Origin of the sequence: Caulobacter sp. ErkDOM-C (genome assembly GCF_048541825.1) — a bacterium.
Lineage (GTDB): Bacteria > Pseudomonadota > Alphaproteobacteria > Caulobacterales > Caulobacteraceae > Caulobacter.
In genome coordinates this window covers 3,436,270-3,450,836 of sequence record NZ_CP183332.1, presented here as the reverse complement: position 1 = coordinate 3,450,836, position 14,567 = coordinate 3,436,270, and the positions used below count along the sequence as shown (strand labels likewise).

At 68.2% G+C, this 14,567-nt stretch carries 15 protein-coding genes; 9 read left to right on the top strand and 6 right to left on the bottom strand.

The features are described from left to right. Positions 1-13: 13 nt before the first annotated feature. From ACN2C8_RS16660 to glmS, 3 genes are read right to left on the bottom strand one after another with little or no spacing between them, the layout of a single operon-like run. On the bottom strand, positions 14-412 hold the full coding sequence (locus ACN2C8_RS16660) for an ASCH domain-containing protein (protein WP_419253152.1): 399 nt from the start codon (positions 410-412) through the stop codon (positions 14-16). Further along, positions 409-870 (bottom strand): SAM-dependent methyltransferase, encoded by a 462-nt coding sequence (locus ACN2C8_RS16655; protein WP_419253151.1) that lies wholly within the window; start codon positions 868-870, stop codon positions 409-411. The genes ACN2C8_RS16660 and ACN2C8_RS16655 overlap by 4 nt, the downstream gene beginning before the upstream one ends. 18 nt (positions 871-888) lie before the next feature. Further along, positions 889-2,709, bottom strand: a complete 1,821-nt coding sequence (glmS, locus tag ACN2C8_RS16650; protein ID WP_419253150.1) for a glutamine--fructose-6-phosphate transaminase (isomerizing) — start codon at positions 2,707-2,709, stop codon at positions 889-891. A gap of 149 nt (positions 2,710-2,858) precedes the next feature. Here glmS and glmM point away from each other — a divergent pair, with 149 nt between their 5' ends. Continuing rightward, positions 2,859-4,208, top strand: coding sequence for a phosphoglucosamine mutase (gene glmM / locus ACN2C8_RS16645; protein ID WP_419253149.1), 1,350 nt, complete (start codon positions 2,859-2,861; stop codon positions 4,206-4,208). Between the two features lie 12 nt (positions 4,209-4,220). On the opposite strand, the gene ACN2C8_RS16640 is transcribed toward glmM, so the two are convergent. Next, entirely contained in the window at positions 4,221-4,964 is a 744-nt protein-coding gene (locus ACN2C8_RS16640) for a DUF6065 family protein (protein ID WP_419253148.1), read from the bottom strand. A 103-nt stretch (positions 4,965-5,067) separates the two neighbouring features. Between ACN2C8_RS16640 and ACN2C8_RS16635 the strand changes: the two genes are divergently transcribed. From ACN2C8_RS16635 to ACN2C8_RS16615, 5 genes are all read left to right on the top strand, one after another. Then, positions 5,068-5,574 carry a prolyl-tRNA synthetase associated domain-containing protein gene (locus ACN2C8_RS16635; protein WP_419253147.1) on the top strand — a complete coding sequence of 169 codons (507 nt, stop codon included), beginning with the start codon at positions 5,068-5,070 and terminating at the stop codon, positions 5,572-5,574. A 79-nt stretch (positions 5,575-5,653) separates the two neighbouring features. After that, complete coding sequence (locus ACN2C8_RS16630) at positions 5,654-6,562, top strand: tetratricopeptide repeat protein (protein WP_419253146.1); 909 nt, start codon at positions 5,654-5,656, stop codon at positions 6,560-6,562. Positions 6,563-6,572: 10 nt separating this feature from the next. Beyond that, complete coding sequence (locus ACN2C8_RS16625; protein ID WP_419253145.1) at positions 6,573-7,247, top strand: LON peptidase substrate-binding domain-containing protein; 675 nt, start codon at positions 6,573-6,575, stop codon at positions 7,245-7,247. 99 nt (positions 7,248-7,346) lie between these two features. Next, positions 7,347-7,553: a Trm112 family protein gene (locus tag ACN2C8_RS16620; protein ID WP_419253144.1), complete on the top strand. Its 207-nt coding sequence runs from the start codon at positions 7,347-7,349 to the stop codon at positions 7,551-7,553. 4 nt (positions 7,554-7,557) lie between these two features. Next, complete coding sequence (locus tag ACN2C8_RS16615; RefSeq protein ID WP_419253143.1) at positions 7,558-8,658, top strand: acyltransferase family protein; 1,101 nt, start codon at positions 7,558-7,560, stop codon at positions 8,656-8,658. On the opposite strand, the gene ACN2C8_RS16610 is transcribed toward ACN2C8_RS16615, so the two are convergent. Then, positions 8,655-9,905, bottom strand: a complete 1,251-nt coding sequence (locus ACN2C8_RS16610) for a UbiH/UbiF/VisC/COQ6 family ubiquinone biosynthesis hydroxylase (RefSeq protein ID WP_419253142.1) — start codon at positions 9,903-9,905, stop codon at positions 8,655-8,657. The two genes, ACN2C8_RS16615 and ACN2C8_RS16610, sit on opposite strands and share 4 nt — an antisense overlap. A gap of 239 nt (positions 9,906-10,144) precedes the next feature. Between ACN2C8_RS16610 and rlmN the strand changes: the two genes are divergently transcribed. The 3 genes from rlmN (at position 10,145) to ACN2C8_RS16595 (ending at position 12,716) form a co-directional block, all read left to right on the top strand. Continuing rightward, entirely contained in the window at positions 10,145-11,347 is a 1,203-nt protein-coding gene (gene rlmN, locus ACN2C8_RS16605) for a 23S rRNA (adenine(2503)-C(2))-methyltransferase RlmN (RefSeq protein WP_419253141.1), read from the top strand. Between the two features lie 84 nt (positions 11,348-11,431). Further along, complete coding sequence (locus ACN2C8_RS16600; protein ID WP_419253140.1) at positions 11,432-11,860, top strand: DUF350 domain-containing protein; 429 nt, start codon at positions 11,432-11,434, stop codon at positions 11,858-11,860. 25 nt (positions 11,861-11,885) lie between these two features. After that, positions 11,886-12,716 carry a S1 family peptidase gene (locus ACN2C8_RS16595; protein WP_419253139.1) on the top strand — a complete coding sequence of 277 codons (831 nt, stop codon included), beginning with the start codon at positions 11,886-11,888 and terminating at the stop codon, positions 12,714-12,716. A gap of 124 nt (positions 12,717-12,840) precedes the next feature. On the opposite strand, the gene ACN2C8_RS16590 is transcribed toward ACN2C8_RS16595, so the two are convergent. Then, the gene (locus ACN2C8_RS16590) at positions 12,841-14,538 is read right to left on the bottom strand and encodes an AmpG family muropeptide MFS transporter (protein ID WP_419253138.1); all 1,698 of its coding nucleotides are present in this window, start codon (positions 14,536-14,538) and stop codon (positions 12,841-12,843) included. Positions 14,539-14,567 lie beyond the last annotated feature (29 nt).

Genomic DNA, 14,567 nt, shown 5'->3' with positions numbered 1-14,567 from the left:
AACGGGCGCGCGACTATGGAATCGCGATCTCGGCGATGAGCTTGAATTCCTCGCACCACAGCGGCATTTCAGGATCAAAGCCGCCGTTGCGTTCGAAATAGGCCTGGTGCGCTCGACGCCATGACGTGAGGGATCGGTCGTCCTCGCCTTCCTTGGCGGCGAACGCGCCGGTGACCTCGCCGAACAGGCACACGTCCAGCCGGATCGTCTCGATGACCGCGCGGGGGCGATCGCGGCTGTCGCACGCCACCATCCGTTTGCCGACCGCTGTCTGCTGACCGTCGGCAAACGACCAGCACGTCGCTGTCTTCGTCCCCAGCAGCACCAAGGCGAGCAGGGCGTCGGCCAGTTCCGGGCCGTCTCCGAACCGAAAGCGTTCCAGATCGCTCCAATCGGGCGCGACCTGGATCACCAGTACTTCTCCATGATCTCCCGCGCCCAGTCGGGCTCGCGGTGCTCGCCGCGCGGGGCAAAGCCGCGCATCACCGGCTTGATGTCCAGCACCGGCGTGCCGTCGATGGCGTCCAGGCCCTCGACCTCCAGGGTCAGGCCTTCCACCGCCACGATCCTGCAGACCGTGACGCCGATGCGGTTGGGCCGGTTCTTGCCGCGCTGGGCGAAGATGCCGATTTTCGGCCAGGCGGTGTTGCCGCGCGGATGGCGGGCGCCGGTCACGATCTGGTCGTCGGTGACCTTGTCGAACACATAGATCACCTCGGCGTGGCTGAAGGTCTCCAGTCCGATCAGGGCCTCGGCGTCGAACCGGGCCGGATCCAGGACGATGGCCGCGCGGCTGGCGCCCCAGTCGTCGTCCTCGGCAACAGCCCGACCGCCCTGCACCTGGCCGATCGGCGTCATGATGATCGACATCAGACCTGTCCTTTTCGCCTATTCCACCGTCACCGACTTCGCCAGATTGCGCGGCTGGTCGACATCCGCCCCCTTCACCACCGCCACGTGATAGGCCAGCAGCTGGATCGGGGCCGACATCACCAGGGCCGAGACCAGGGGGTCGCAGGCCGGGGCGGTGATCACAACCTTGGCGCCGGCCGGGGCGTGCCGGGCCCCCTCGGTGTCGGTGATGAAGATCACCTGTCCCCCGCGGGCCATGACCTCGCTCATGTTCGAGGCCGATTTCTCGAACCAGCTGTCGAAGGGGGCCAGGATGACGATCGGCGTCTCGTCGTCGACCAGCGCGATGGGGCCGTGCTTCAGCTCGCCGGCGGCATAGCCCTCGGCGTGGATGTAGCTGATTTCCTTCAGCTTCAGGGCACCTTCCAGGGCCAGGGCCGACATCGGGCCACGGCCCAGATAGAGCACGTCGCGGGCCTTGGCGACCTCGGCGGCGATGTCCTTGATGGCGTCTTCCAGGCCAATGGCCTCGGCGATCAGGCGGGGGGCTTCCAGCAGCACCCGGACCAGCCGCTGCTCCTCGACGTCGTCGATGCGGCCGCGCGCCTTGGCGGCGGCGATGGCCAGGGCGATCATCACGCTGACCTGGGCGGTGAAGGCCTTGGTCGAGGCGACGCCGATCTCGGGACCGCAGTGGATCGGCCAGACGACGTCGACCTCGCGGGCCATGGTCGATTCGGTGGCGTTGACGACCACGGCGCTCTTCATGCCGGCCGCCTGGCAGTAGCGCAGGGCCGCCAGGGTGTCGGCGGTCTCGCCCGACTGCGACATGGCGATGGCCAGGGCGTTGGCGCGAATGGCCGGCTGGCGGTAGCGGAACTCCGAGGCGATCTCGACATCCACCGGCAGGTCGGCCAGCTGCTCGATCAGGTACCGGCCGACCATGCCGGCGATATAGGAGGTGCCGCAGGCGACGATCTGGATGCGCTCTAGCGCCGCCCAGTCGATGCCGCCCGGCACAGTCGCGCGGGCGGTGATCGGGTCGACATAGGCGGCGATGGTGCGCTGGCAGCCTTCGGGCTGGTCATGGATTTCCTTCTCCATGAAGTGCCGGTAGTTGCCCTTTTCCATCAGCACGGCCGAGGCCGGGACGATCTTGATCGGGCGGTCGGCGGGCGCGCCGCTCTGGTCGAAGATCCGGGCGCTGTCGTGGTCGATGATCACGTAGTCGCCGTCATTCAGATAGGCGACGCGGTTGGTGAAGGGGCCAAGGGCCAGGCCGTCGGAGCCGACGAACATCTCGCCCTGGCCATAGCCCACGGCCAGCGGCGGGCCGTTGCGGGCCGCCAGGATCACCTCGTCCTCGCCGCCGATCAGCACACACAGCGCATAGGCGCCGCGCAGGCGGTCCAGGGTGGCCTTGAAGGCGTCCAGCGGGGAGAGGCCCGTTGCCAGTTCGGCGTCCAGCAGGTGGGCGACGACCTCGGTGTCGGTGTCGCTTTGAAAATCACGGCCGGCGGCGATCAGCTCGGCCTTCAGTTCGGCGAAATTCTCGATGATGCCGTTGTGGACCACGGCCACCTTGCCGACGATGTGCGGGTGGGCGTTGCGCAGGGTGGGCGCGCCGTGGGTGGCCCAGCGGGTGTGGCCGATGCCGGTGGTGGCGATCAGCGGCTCGTGGGCCAGCACGCTTTCCAGCTCGCGCAGCTTGCCCGGCGCCCGGCGACGTTGCAGCACCCCATCGACCTGTCCGGCGATCCCGGCCGAGTCATAGCCGCGATACTCCAGGCGCTTGAGGCTCTCGACCAGGCGGTCGGCGACAGGCTGGTTTCCGACGATGCCGATGATGCCGCACATGCCATGGTCCTTTGTAAATCGCGCCGGCGGGGATTATGGCTACGAGCGCGGGTATAGTCGTCGGCCGGGCTTTAGCATTCGTGCAGACCTCTCCCACATAAATCTGCATTTCGGATCGTTTCGCGATCCGCCTCCAGACCAGAGCGACCATGAGCAAGCGCGCCTATTTCGGCACCGACGGCATCCGCGGCCAGGCCAACCAGCACCCGATGACCGCCGAGGTCGCCCTGCGCGTCGGTCTGGCGGCCGGAAAGCTGTTCCGCTCGCAGGACGACCGCCGCCATCTGGTGGTGATCGGCAAGGATACCCGGCTGTCGGGCTACATGATCGAACCGGCCCTGGTGGCCGGTTTCGCCAGTGTCGGCATGGATGTGCGGCTGTTTGGACCTCTGCCCACCCCGGCCGTGGCGATGATGACCCGCTCGATGCGCGCCGATCTGGGCGTGATGATCAGCGCCAGCCATAACGACTTCGCCGACAACGGCATCAAGCTGTTTGGCCCTGACGGCTACAAGCTGTCGGATGCCCAGGAGCTGAAGATCGAGGCCCTGATGGATGAGGGCCTGCAGGAGGGTCTGGCCCCGCCGCGCGGTCTGGGCCGCGTCAAGCGCATCGACGACGCTCAGGCCCGCTATGTCGAGATCGTCAAGGCCACCTTCCCGCGCCAGCTGTCGCTGTCGGGCCTGCGGATCGTCATCGATTGCGCCAATGGCGCGGCCTACAAGGTGGCCCCCGTCACCCTGTATGAGCTGGGGGCCGAGGTCATTCCGCTGGGCGTTGATCCCGACGGCACCAATATCAATCACGAGTGCGGCTCGACCCATCCCGAGGCCATGGCCAAGCTGGTGCGCGAATACCGCGCCGACATCGGCATCGCCCTGGATGGCGACGCCGACCGGCTGGTGATCTGCGACGAGAACGGTCAGGTGGTCGACGGCGACCAGATCATGGCCATCATCGCCGCCGCCTACGCCAAGGCCGGCAAGCTGAAGGCCGGCGGCGTGGTCGCCACGGTGATGTCGAACCTCGGCCTCGAGCGCTTCCTGGGTGAGCAGGGCTTGACCCTGGAGCGCACCAGCGTCGGCGACCGCTATGTGATGGCCCGCATGCGCGAGGGCGGTTTCAACCTGGGCGGCGAGCAGTCGGGCCACCTGATCCTGTCGGACTTCTCGACCACGGGCGATGGCCTGATCGCGGCCCTGCAGGTGCTGGCAGTGATGATCGAGACCGGCCAGCCGATGAGCGCCCTGGCCCGCCAGTTCGAGCCCGTGCCGCAGCTGCTGGAAAACGTCCGCTTCACCGGCGGGACCAAGCCGCTGGAGGCCAAGACGGTGAAAGAGGCCATCGCCGACGGCGAGGCCCAGCTGAACGGCGCCGGCCGCATCGTCGTGCGCCCCTCCGGCACCGAACCCCTGATCCGCATCATGGCCGAGGGCGATGACCCGGCCCTGGTCCGCAAGGTGGTCAAGTCGATCGTCTCGGCCGTGAAGGCGGCCTGACGGCCGACGGCCTTACCCCAGCTTCGGAGCCTTTAGCCGGCGCTTGTTGACGTGGTGGCTGGGCGCCTCGGCCTGCACTTCCTCGGGGTATTCGCCCTTGAAGTAGAAGCGCTGCCAGGCCTCCTTGGTGGCCTCGGGGTCGCGCTTGAAGATCAGGCTGTTGAACTCGGTGCGCTTCTCGGCCCAGACGTCATACTGGCGACGCAGATCAAGGTTGCTGTTCATCGAGCGGATCACCGGCTGGACGTCGTCCATCACCTTGTCCTGCATCATCATGATGAAGCAGAACGGCTCGCCCTTCTCGAAGCGCACCGTGCCGGGGCGGGTGAACAACCAGTTCATCGTGAAGGGGAAGGGCAGCCAGTCGGTCTCGACCAGGCCGGCCAGCGGCTGGATGCCGTCCTTGATGTGGTTGGGCGGGCCCATGGTCAGGATCGACCAGCCGGGCGGGGTGCGGAACAGATAGCCGGTGTGGAAGGTCACCGTGCCGCGCGAGAAGTGCGACTTCACGAACTCGGTAAAGCCCGGATAGGGGTGGTCGGGCTGGAACTTGATGCACTCCTGGTGCGCCCCGCCGTCCCAGGTCATCGAGAAGCCGACCGGGCACAGGATCTCCCAGCCCGAGGTGTTAGCCATTGACAGCGGCAGGCAGCGATAGGGGTGGCGGTCGGCGAAGTGGTCCATCCAGGCCCGCTGCGGACGGCCCGGCACGATCTCCGGCGGGCGGTTCTCGGTGGGATAGCACTCCAGTTCCATGCCGCGCGTCTTCCTGTTTTCCTTGACCCTTGGCTCTGGTCTAGCGCCCGCGAGGCGAGGCCGTCCAGTTCCCCGAACGGCAAGGCTGAGCTAGGAAGCGCGCATGAAGACCCGCGCCGACCTCTTCGCCTTTCTCGACGCCCACGCGATCGCCCATTCCACCCTCGACCATCCGCCCGTATTCCGGGTGGAGGAAGGGCTGGAGATCAAGGCGGCCATGCCCGGCGGCCACACCAAGAACCTGTTCCTCAAGGACGCCAAGGGCCAGCTGTGGCTGATCTCGGCCCTGGGCGAGACGGTGATCGATCTCAAGCGTCTGCACACGGTGATCGGCTCGGGCCGGCTGTCGTTCGGCCCGGAAGCGATGATGATCGAGACGCTGGGCGTGAGGCCGGGCTCGGTCACCGCCTTTGGCCTGATCAACGATGTCGAGCATCGGGTGCGTTTCGTGCTGGACGCCGCCCTGGCCAGGGCCGATCCGGTCAACTTCCACCCGCTGGGCAACGACGCCACGACTGCCGTCTCGCAGGACGGCTTGCGCGCCTTCCTGTCGGCGCTGGGGATCACGCCGATGATCGTCGATTTCGAGGCCATGACAGTCGCTTCTTGAGCGAACCGGCGATTGCGAATGTCGCGTCCAGGCACCATCTTGGCCCTGACTGCGTTTCGACCTGCATGAGAGACTTCCGATGAGCCTGATCGGCGAAAAGCCCGCCCCCATCCAAGCCGGTGGCAAAAGCGCGCATATCAAGGACGGCACGGACGCCAGCTTCATGGCCGACGTCATCGAGGCGTCCAAGACCCAGCCGGTCATCGTCGATTTCTGGGCCACGTGGTGCGGCCCCTGCCGTCAGCTGACCCCGGCGCTGGAAAAGGCCGTCGCGGCCGCCGGCGGCGCGGTCAAGCTGGTCAAGATCGATGTCGACAAGAACCCCGGCTATTCGGGCCAGCTGCGCGTGCAGTCGATCCCGACGGTCTACGCCTTCGTGGACGGCCAGCCGGTCGACGGCTTCCAGGGCGCGGTGCCCGAGAGCGAAATCAAGGCCTTCATCGCCCGTATCTCCGGACCGCCGGCCCCCAGCGACCTGGACGCCCTGCTGGCCATGGGCAAGGAGTCGCTGGACCTGGGCGACCTGGGCGGCGCAGCCCAAGCCTATGCCGAGGCCCTGCGGATGGACCCGGAGAACGTCAAGGCGCTGGGCGGGCTGGCCCGCTGCTATCTGGACGGTGGCGATCTGGAGCGCGCCGCCGAGGTGGCCGCCATGGCGCCGGTGGGCGCCAAGGACGCTGAGCTGGAAAGCGTCCGCGCCGCCCTGGCCCTGGCCGCCGACGCGCCGTCCGAGACCGCGCCGTTCGAGGCTCGCCTGGCCGCCGATCCCGACGACCACGAGGCCCGTTTCGAACTGGCCAAGGCCCTGGCCGGCGCCGGTCACCTGCAGGCCGCGTCCGACCATCTGCTGGCGATCATCGCCCGCGACCGGACCTGGAACGACGATGCGGCGCGCAAGCAGCTGCTGACCGTGTTCGAGGCCGCCGGCGCGATGTCGGAAGTCGCCAGGGCCGGCCGCAAGCGCCTGTCCTCCATTCTGTTCAGCTAGAGGCGGGCCGATGCCGGGAAGCTTTCGACGGATCAGTGACCTGCCGCTGGTCATCCCGGTCTTCCCGCTGGACGGCGTCCTGCTGCTCCCTGGCGGTCAGCTGCCGCTCAACATCTTTGAGCCGCGCTATCTGAACATGCTGGACGACGTCATGTCGGGCGAGCGGATGATCGGCATGATACAGACCCGCCCCAATGGCGCGGGTCCGGAGGACGAGCACGGCCCCAGCCTGGCGCCGATCGGCTGCGCGGGTCGGGTGACCAGCTTCGCCGAGACCGCCGATGGCCGCTACCTGGTGACCTTGACCGGAATCTGCCGATTCCGGGCCGGGGCAGAGTTGCCCGCGCGCATGCCCTATCGCCAAGTGCGGGCCGATTACGCGTCGTTCGAGGCCGACCTGCGCGAGGACGGCCCTTCGTCAGAGGGCGCTGATCCCGTTCCCCTGCTGGCCGCCCTGCGCCGCTATCTGGACCATCGCGGTCTGGCCATCGACTGGACCAGCGCCGAGAACGCCCCGTCGGACGCCCTGATCAACAGCCTATCCATGGCTCTGCCGTTCGACCCCATGGAAAAGCAGGCCCTGCTGGAGGCTCCAACCATGGCCGACCGCCGCGAGACCCTGGTGGCCTTGCTGGAGATCGACGCGGCCGTGAGCGACGACGACGAGCCGCCCTCTATCCAGTAGGAAACGGGAGCGCCATCAAGATGGCTTTCCAAAGTTTGGAGCGGGATGCGGGCGGAAAACCGCTTCACACTTTTCCTCATCCCGCTCTAGAGAAGTTGCATGACCGCTACACCGACCCCGCCGCCTGCCGACATCGACCCGCGCCTGCTGGAAGTGCTGGTCTGCCCCGTGACCCGCACCACGCTGGACTACAACCGCGTGCGCGGCGAGCTGGTCAGCCGGGCCGCCAAGCTGGCCTATCCGATCCGCGACGGCGTGCCGATCATGCTGCCGGAAGAGGCCCGCTCACTCGAAGACGGCGAATAGGGCCTTGGCCTTCGACGCCGGCCTGACCAGACCGCCTCGGCTGGCGTCTCTGGACGTCCTGCGCGGGCTGACCATCGTCGGCATGATCCTGGTCAATTCGGCCGCCTATCTGCACTACGTCAGCGGCTATGACGTCTTCCCGATCCTGATGCATTCGTCCTGGGCCGGCTTCACCCTGGCCGACGCGGTGTTCCCAGCCTTCATCTTCATGACCGGGGTCTCGATCCCGCTGGCCACCGCCGAGCGTGGCCTGGACGGCGCCGGCCTGCGCCGCCTGCTGGTGCGGACCGGGCGACTGATCCTTCTGGGCCTGCTGGTCAGCAACATCTACTGGCTGGCCACGCCCGAGAGCGTGGTGTTCCGCCCCATGGGCGTGCTGCAGCGCATCGCCCTGGCCTTCCTCGCCGCCGCCGTGCTGTTTCGCGTCACGGGGCCCCGCACGCGCCTGACGATCGCGGTCGTGCTGCTGCTGCTCTACTGGCTTCTGTGCCTCGCGCCCTGGCCTGGTGGTACGACCGACCTGATGAAGCCCGGCGCCAGCCTGATCGCCTTCGCCGACCGCGCCGTGCTGGGTGTCCACACCTATGTCAAAGGCCCGCTGGGCTATGATCCCGAAGGCTTGTTGGGAACCTTGCCGGCCATCGCCCAGGCTCTGATCGGCGTCGCGGCCGGCGAGTGGCTGGCCGCCCGGCGCGGTGCGCGAGGCCTGGCGATCGCCGGGGCCCTGCTGCTGGTCGTTGGCCTCGCTTGGGGCTTGGCCTTGCCGATCGTCAAGGACCTGTGGACCAGCAGCTATGTTCTGGTGTCCAGCGGCGCGGCCCTGCTGGTGCTGGCCGCCCTGCACCAGGCCCTGGACATCAAGCTGTGGCGCATGCCGGGCGAGGCGTTTCTGACCGACTTCGGGGTCAACGCCATCTTCGCCTATGTGCTGCACGAGCTGGCCTCGATCATCCTGACCGCGCACATGCTCAAGATCCCCTATGACGCGGTCTCGCCGCTGCTGGGGACCAAGACGGCGGCCCTGATCCCGGTGGCGATCTTCATCGGCCTAGTCTGGGCGGTGGTGGCCTACATGCGCAAGCGCAACTGGATCGTGAAGGTCTAGATCGCCTGCCCGCGCAGCAGTCTCGGCAGATCGCCCACCGCCCCGCCGGCCTCGTGCATGAAGAACCGCCGGGCCGGGGCGATGCGATTGACCGCCGCCAGACCGATGCCCCGCGCCAGGCGCAGGATCGGGTTGTCGTTGGAGAACAGCCGCACGAAGCCGTCGAAGGTCAGGGCGTTGGTCACGGTGTCGAACCGCCGCCAGCGGGCGAAGCGCTCCAGCACCACGTCGGAACCGATGTCCTCCCCGCCGCGCATCGCCTCGACCAGAACCTCGGCCAGGGCCGCCGCGTCCTTGAGGCCCAGGTTCAGGCCCTGCCCGGCGATCGGGTGCACGCCATGGGCGGCGTCGCCGATCAGGGCCAGGCGCGGGGCGACCATGCGCTCGGCCAGGGATAGCGACAGCGGATAGACGAAGATCGGGCCGACGATCTCGACATCGCCCAGAAACTCGCCGAACCGGCGCATCAGGTGGGCCTGAAAGGCTTCGGGTCGGGCGTCGCGCAGGGCCTCGGCGCGGGCGGTGCTTTCGGTCCACACCAGACTGGCGCGATTTTCGGTCAGGGGCAGGATGGCGAACGGGCCGCTGGGCAGAAAATATTCATGGGCCACACCCTCGTGCGGCCGCTGCATCTTCACCGTCAGCACCACGCCGCTCTGGCCATAGCCCCAGCCGATATCGCCGATGCCGGCCGCCTTGCGCAGCACCGAGCCCCGACCCTCGGCGCTGACCGCCAGCGGGGCCGACAGCACCCGGCCATCGGCCAGGGTGATGCGGGCGCCGGCGGCGTCGACCTCCAGGTTTCTGGCAGCCATCGGCGCGATCACCGGAATGGCCTGATCGGTCACGGCCTGGGAGAGGGCCGCGCGGATCTGGCGGTTCTCGATCAGATAGCCCAGGGGCTCACCGTCCGAGCGGTCGGCGATCTCGCTGGAATCGAAGCGCAGGAAGGCCGGCGAGGCCCCCAGCGCGGCGGCGCCGGGCGTGCGGCCGTCGGTGACCAGGATCTGTTCGATCCGCTGGGCGTGCGGCTCAAGGGCCTCGCCCGCGCCGATGGTCCGCCACTGGCGAAAGCTGGAATAGGCGACGGCCGAGGAGCGCCCGTCAAAGGTCGGGGCCAGCTGGGCTTCGAATGGCTGAGGGTCGACCAGCAGCGGCCGCAGGCCGCCTGAGGCCAGGGCCAAGGCCAGGGTGGACCCGGCCATGCCGGCTCCCGCGATGATCACATCGGCGTCGTGCGTGCGCATGAGGCGGATATGGGCCTGCGGGGGTGGGGTGTCTAGAAGCAAAGTCCTCCCCCTGACGGGGGAGGTGTCGCCGCAGGCGACGGTGGGGGAAGAGACCGCTGGCGCATTGCGGTCTTCCCCCACCGACCTTCGGTCGCCTCCCCCTTCAGGGGGAGGACTTGGCCGCCCTTTTGGAAAAACCCTCGCCAAGTGCTATATCCCTCTCTCGACCCCTTAAATCCCTGCCCCCGGACCGCCCCTTGAGCGTTACCCTCGATCTGTCGCGCGTCTCCGGCGCGTCGTCTGCGCCAAAGCCGCTGATCAACCTGTCTGGTCTGACCCGGCCGCAGATGATCGCCGCCCTGACCGAGTCGGGCGTGGCCGAGCACGGCAAGGCCAAGATGCGGGCCACCCAGGTGTTCCGCTGGATCCACCATCGCGGCGTCACCGATTTTGCGATGATGACCGACGTCGCCAAGGAAACCCGCGCCCGTCTCGCCGAGGTGTTCACCATCGCGCGGCCCGAGATCGTCGAGCGCCAGGTCTCCAAGGACGGCACCCGCAAGTGGCTGATCCGCACGGCGCCGGGCATCGAGATCGAGGCGGTCTATATCCCGTCGGTCGGCCGGGCCGGCGCCCTGTGTGTTTCAAGCCAGGTGGGCTGCACGCTCAACTGCAGCTTCTGCCACACCGGCACCCAGGCCCTGGTGCGCAACCTGACCGCCGCCGAGATCGTCGCCCAGGTCCAGGTGGCCAAGGACGACTTGGCCGAATGGCCGTCCGACAAGGACGACCGCCTGCTGTCCAACATCGTATTTATGGGCATGGGCGAGCCGCTCTACAACATGGGCGCGGTCGCCGACGCCATCGAGATCATCAGCGACAACGAGGGCATCGCCATCTCGCGTCGCCGCATCACGGTCTCGACCTCGGGCGTCGTGCCCCAGCTCCAGGCCCTGGGCGAGAAGACCCAGGCGATGCTGGCCATCAGCCTGCACGCTACCAATGACGCCCTGCGCGACGTGCTGGTGCCGCTGAACAAGAAGTACCCGCTGGAGCAACTGATCGCCGGCATCCGCGCCTATCCGGGCATCAGCAACGCCCGCCGCGTGACCTTCGAATATGTGATGCTCAAGGGCGTCAATGACAGCCCTGACGAAGCCCGCGCCCTGATCAAGCTGATCAAGGGCATTCCGGCCAAGATCAACCTGATCCCGTTCAACCCGTGGCCGGGCAGCGACTACCAATGCTCCGACTGGGCGGCGATCGAGGCCTTTGCGGCCATCGTCAACAAGGCCGGCTATTCGTCGCCGATCCGCACGCCCAGAGGCCGCGACATCCTTGCCGCCTGCGGCCAGCTGAAGAGCGAGAGCGAGAAGGTCCGCGCCAGCGCCCTGCGTCAGCTGTCGATGGCGGCGATGGCGGGCGTTCTGGATGACGATGAGGATGACGAGGCGGCATAGACGCCTTCGAAGCGAGCCCCCTACGCAACCGTCCGCCACCCGTGATAGGACTTGAATCTCTATCTACCGAAGGTGTTCGCGTTCATGCCGTCCCAGCTTCAGTCGCCCGAGGTCCAGGCCTTCGCCACGGGCTTCCCCGTCACCCTGATGCATGCCGGCGTGACGCTGTTCATGCTGATCGTCGGCACGGCGCTGTACGCCATGCTGACCCCGCACCGCGAGATCAAGCTGATCCGCGAGGGCAATTCCGCCGCCGCCCTGTCGCTGGGCGGCGTGATGGTGGGCCTGGCCATTCCGCTGGCCATTTCGCTGACCGCCTCGACCTCGGTGATCGAGATCGTCATCTGGGGCGCGGCCACCATTGCCGTGCAACTGCTGGTCTTCCGCATTACCGACATGGTGCTGCAGGGCCTGCCCGAGCGCATCCACGAGGGCGAGGTCGCCGCTGCCGCCCTGCTGGTGGGCGCCAAGCTGGCCACCGCCCTGATCCTCGCCGCCGCCGTGGCCGGCTGATCGGGAAAGGCGAGGGCCCCGTCCCGTGCATTTTCCCAAGCTCCCCGACTGGCTGGTCTATGCCGCCGCCGTCAGCGCCCTGCTGATCGTGGCGGTCGGCCGGCAGGAACGCTCCGACGCCCCGCCGCCGCCGCCGCCGGTGCCGGGTGAGGAGGGTCTGCCGCTTGGACCGGCCTCGCCGTTCGACCCGTCCATCGTCGTCCAGGTGCCGAGCAAGCCTGAGCCCGGCTCAGGCACCGCCTTTTCGGTCGGCGACAGCGGCACCTGGCTGACCGCCCGTCATGTGGTCGACGGCTGCAAGTCGGCGGCCATCGTGGTGGCCGACGGACGCGGCGTGGCGGCCAAGATCACCATCGATCCGCGCGCCGACGCCGCCATCCTGACCACCGAGGGCGGGGCTCCGGCCGTGCCCCTGGGTCTGGAAGAGCCCCTGCGCCGCGGGGCCCGCGCCTATCATCCCGGCTTCCCGCAAGGCCATCCGGGCGAAGCCGCCTCGCGCCTGCTGGGCCGCGAGAACCTGGTCGTCCATGGGCGCGGAGCCCGCACCGAGCCGGTGCTGGTCTGGGCCGAGGTCGGTCGCACCGACAGCCTGAAGGGCACCCTGGCCGGACTGTCGGGCGCGCCGGCCCTCGACAGCGCCGGGCGGGTGATCGGCGTGACCGTGGCCGAGAGTCCGCGCCGTGGCCGCATCTACACCACGGCCCCCGAGACCCTCCGCACCCTGCTGGGCCCGCACCGCCGCGGCGGCGACGAGTTCGCGATGGGCGAGGCGATCACCACCGAGAACTATGGCCGCGTGGCCGACGGCCTGCGTCGCGACCTGCGGGTGGCGCAGGTGGTGTGTCTGGGGACCTAGGTCGCAAGTCCTCCCCCTGAAGGGGGAGGGGATCGCGAAGCGATCGGAGGGGGGCGTGCTGCTGCGTCCTTGCAGTCTTCCCCCACCGGCCTGACGGCCGCCTCCCCCTTCAGGGGGAGGGCTTCTAAGCCGCCGACCCGGCTTCCGCCCGTCGGTCAATCTCTCCCTGCCGCGCCGCCACCATGAACGACAGCACGATGGCCACCACGCCGATGACCGCCGTGTAGAGGAAGAAGGCCGTATAGCCCGCCGCCATGGCCGGGGCGCTGACGCCCAGCTTGGCGCCGGCGGCGGTGAAGCTCTCGGGCGGCAGGCGGGTGAACAGGCCCTTCAGGGCGCCGATCGGGCCGCCGGCTTCGGCGGCGATGGCCGAGGCCTCGACGATGCGTCCCGACTGCGAGGCGATCAGCTTGCCGGGCAGGGCGTAGAGAGACGAGAACAGGGCGTATTGCGTGGCCGTGAAACCCACCGTGGTCAGGCTGGACATGTAGGCGATCAGGGCCGTGCCGGCGACGCCTCCGGCCACATTGTCGATGCAGATCGCCCAGAACAGCACCGGCACACTGTGACCGCTCATGGCCAGCCAGGCGAAGAACAGGTTGCTGATCGGCTGGGCGAAGGCCCCGATGACCAGGGCCTTCATCAGGCCTAGCCGCGCCACGATCACCCCGCCCAGGAACACCCCCATCATCGAGGCGATGATGCCAAACACCTTCCGGATCTCGGCGATCTCGGTCAGGGTAAAGCCCATGTCGCGATAGAACGGGTTCATGATGTTGAGCACGAAGTCCGACACCCGATAGACGCAGATCGCCGCGAGGATCAGGCCGGCCACGCCGTGGAAGCGCTTGGTGAAGTCGATCAGCGGCTCGCCGAACGCGGCCGACATGTAGACACCGGGCTTGGTGCGCACCTTGGGGATCGGCCAGGCGGCCACCACCACGATGGCCAGGCCGGTCAGCACACCCAGCAGCTGCAGCCAGACGCCATTGGGCTTGGCCTTCCAAGCTTCCGCAAGGGCCTCGCCGCCGACCAGTTTCGAGAGCAGGGACGCATCCCCCGACAGGCCCGAGCCCAAGGCGAGCGCGCCGACCAGCAGGATGCCCAGCCGGGCGATCCATTCCAGGATCTCCAGGGCGCGGGGCTGGTTGACGTCGCCGGTCGGGATCGGACGGACGGTGTGTTCGGCCTCGCGCGGAGCCCACAGGGTGGCCAGCACCCCGATGCCGACCACAAAGCCCATGACGGCGTAGGAGAAGTTCCAGCCAAAGCGCTCGGCCAGCAGCAGCGGCCCGGCCCCGGCGGCGATCATCGCGACGCGGTAGCCCCACTGATAGGCCACCACCATCGGGCCCTGTTCTTCCTTGTCGGCGACCTCGATCCGCCAGGCGTCGATGACGATGTCGTGCGAGGCCGTCGCAAAGCCGACCGCGACGGCGGCGGCGCCCAGGGCGGCCAGCTGCGAGGCGGGATTGAGGGTCGAGATCGTCCACAGACCCAGGATCATGGCGGTCTGGAAGACCAGGATCCAGGCGCGGCGATGGCCCAGAAGGTTATGCAGGATCGGCACCTTGGCGCGGTCGATCAGCGGCGCCCACAGGAACTTGAACGAAAAGCTCAGCGTCGCCAGGCTGAAGAAGCCGATCACCGCCAGCGAAAGACCCGCATCGCGCAGCCACAGCGACAGGGTGTCGAAGATCAGCATGTAGGGCAGGCCCGAGGCGAACCCCAGGCCCAGCATTGCCAGGCTGCGACGCTCGCCGAAGAAGGCCAGGGTCTGAAGAAGGGTCTTCTTCGGCGCTGTGGCGGCCTTGTCTGTCATGCGGCGGTCCCCCGCGCGGAGAACGCCCG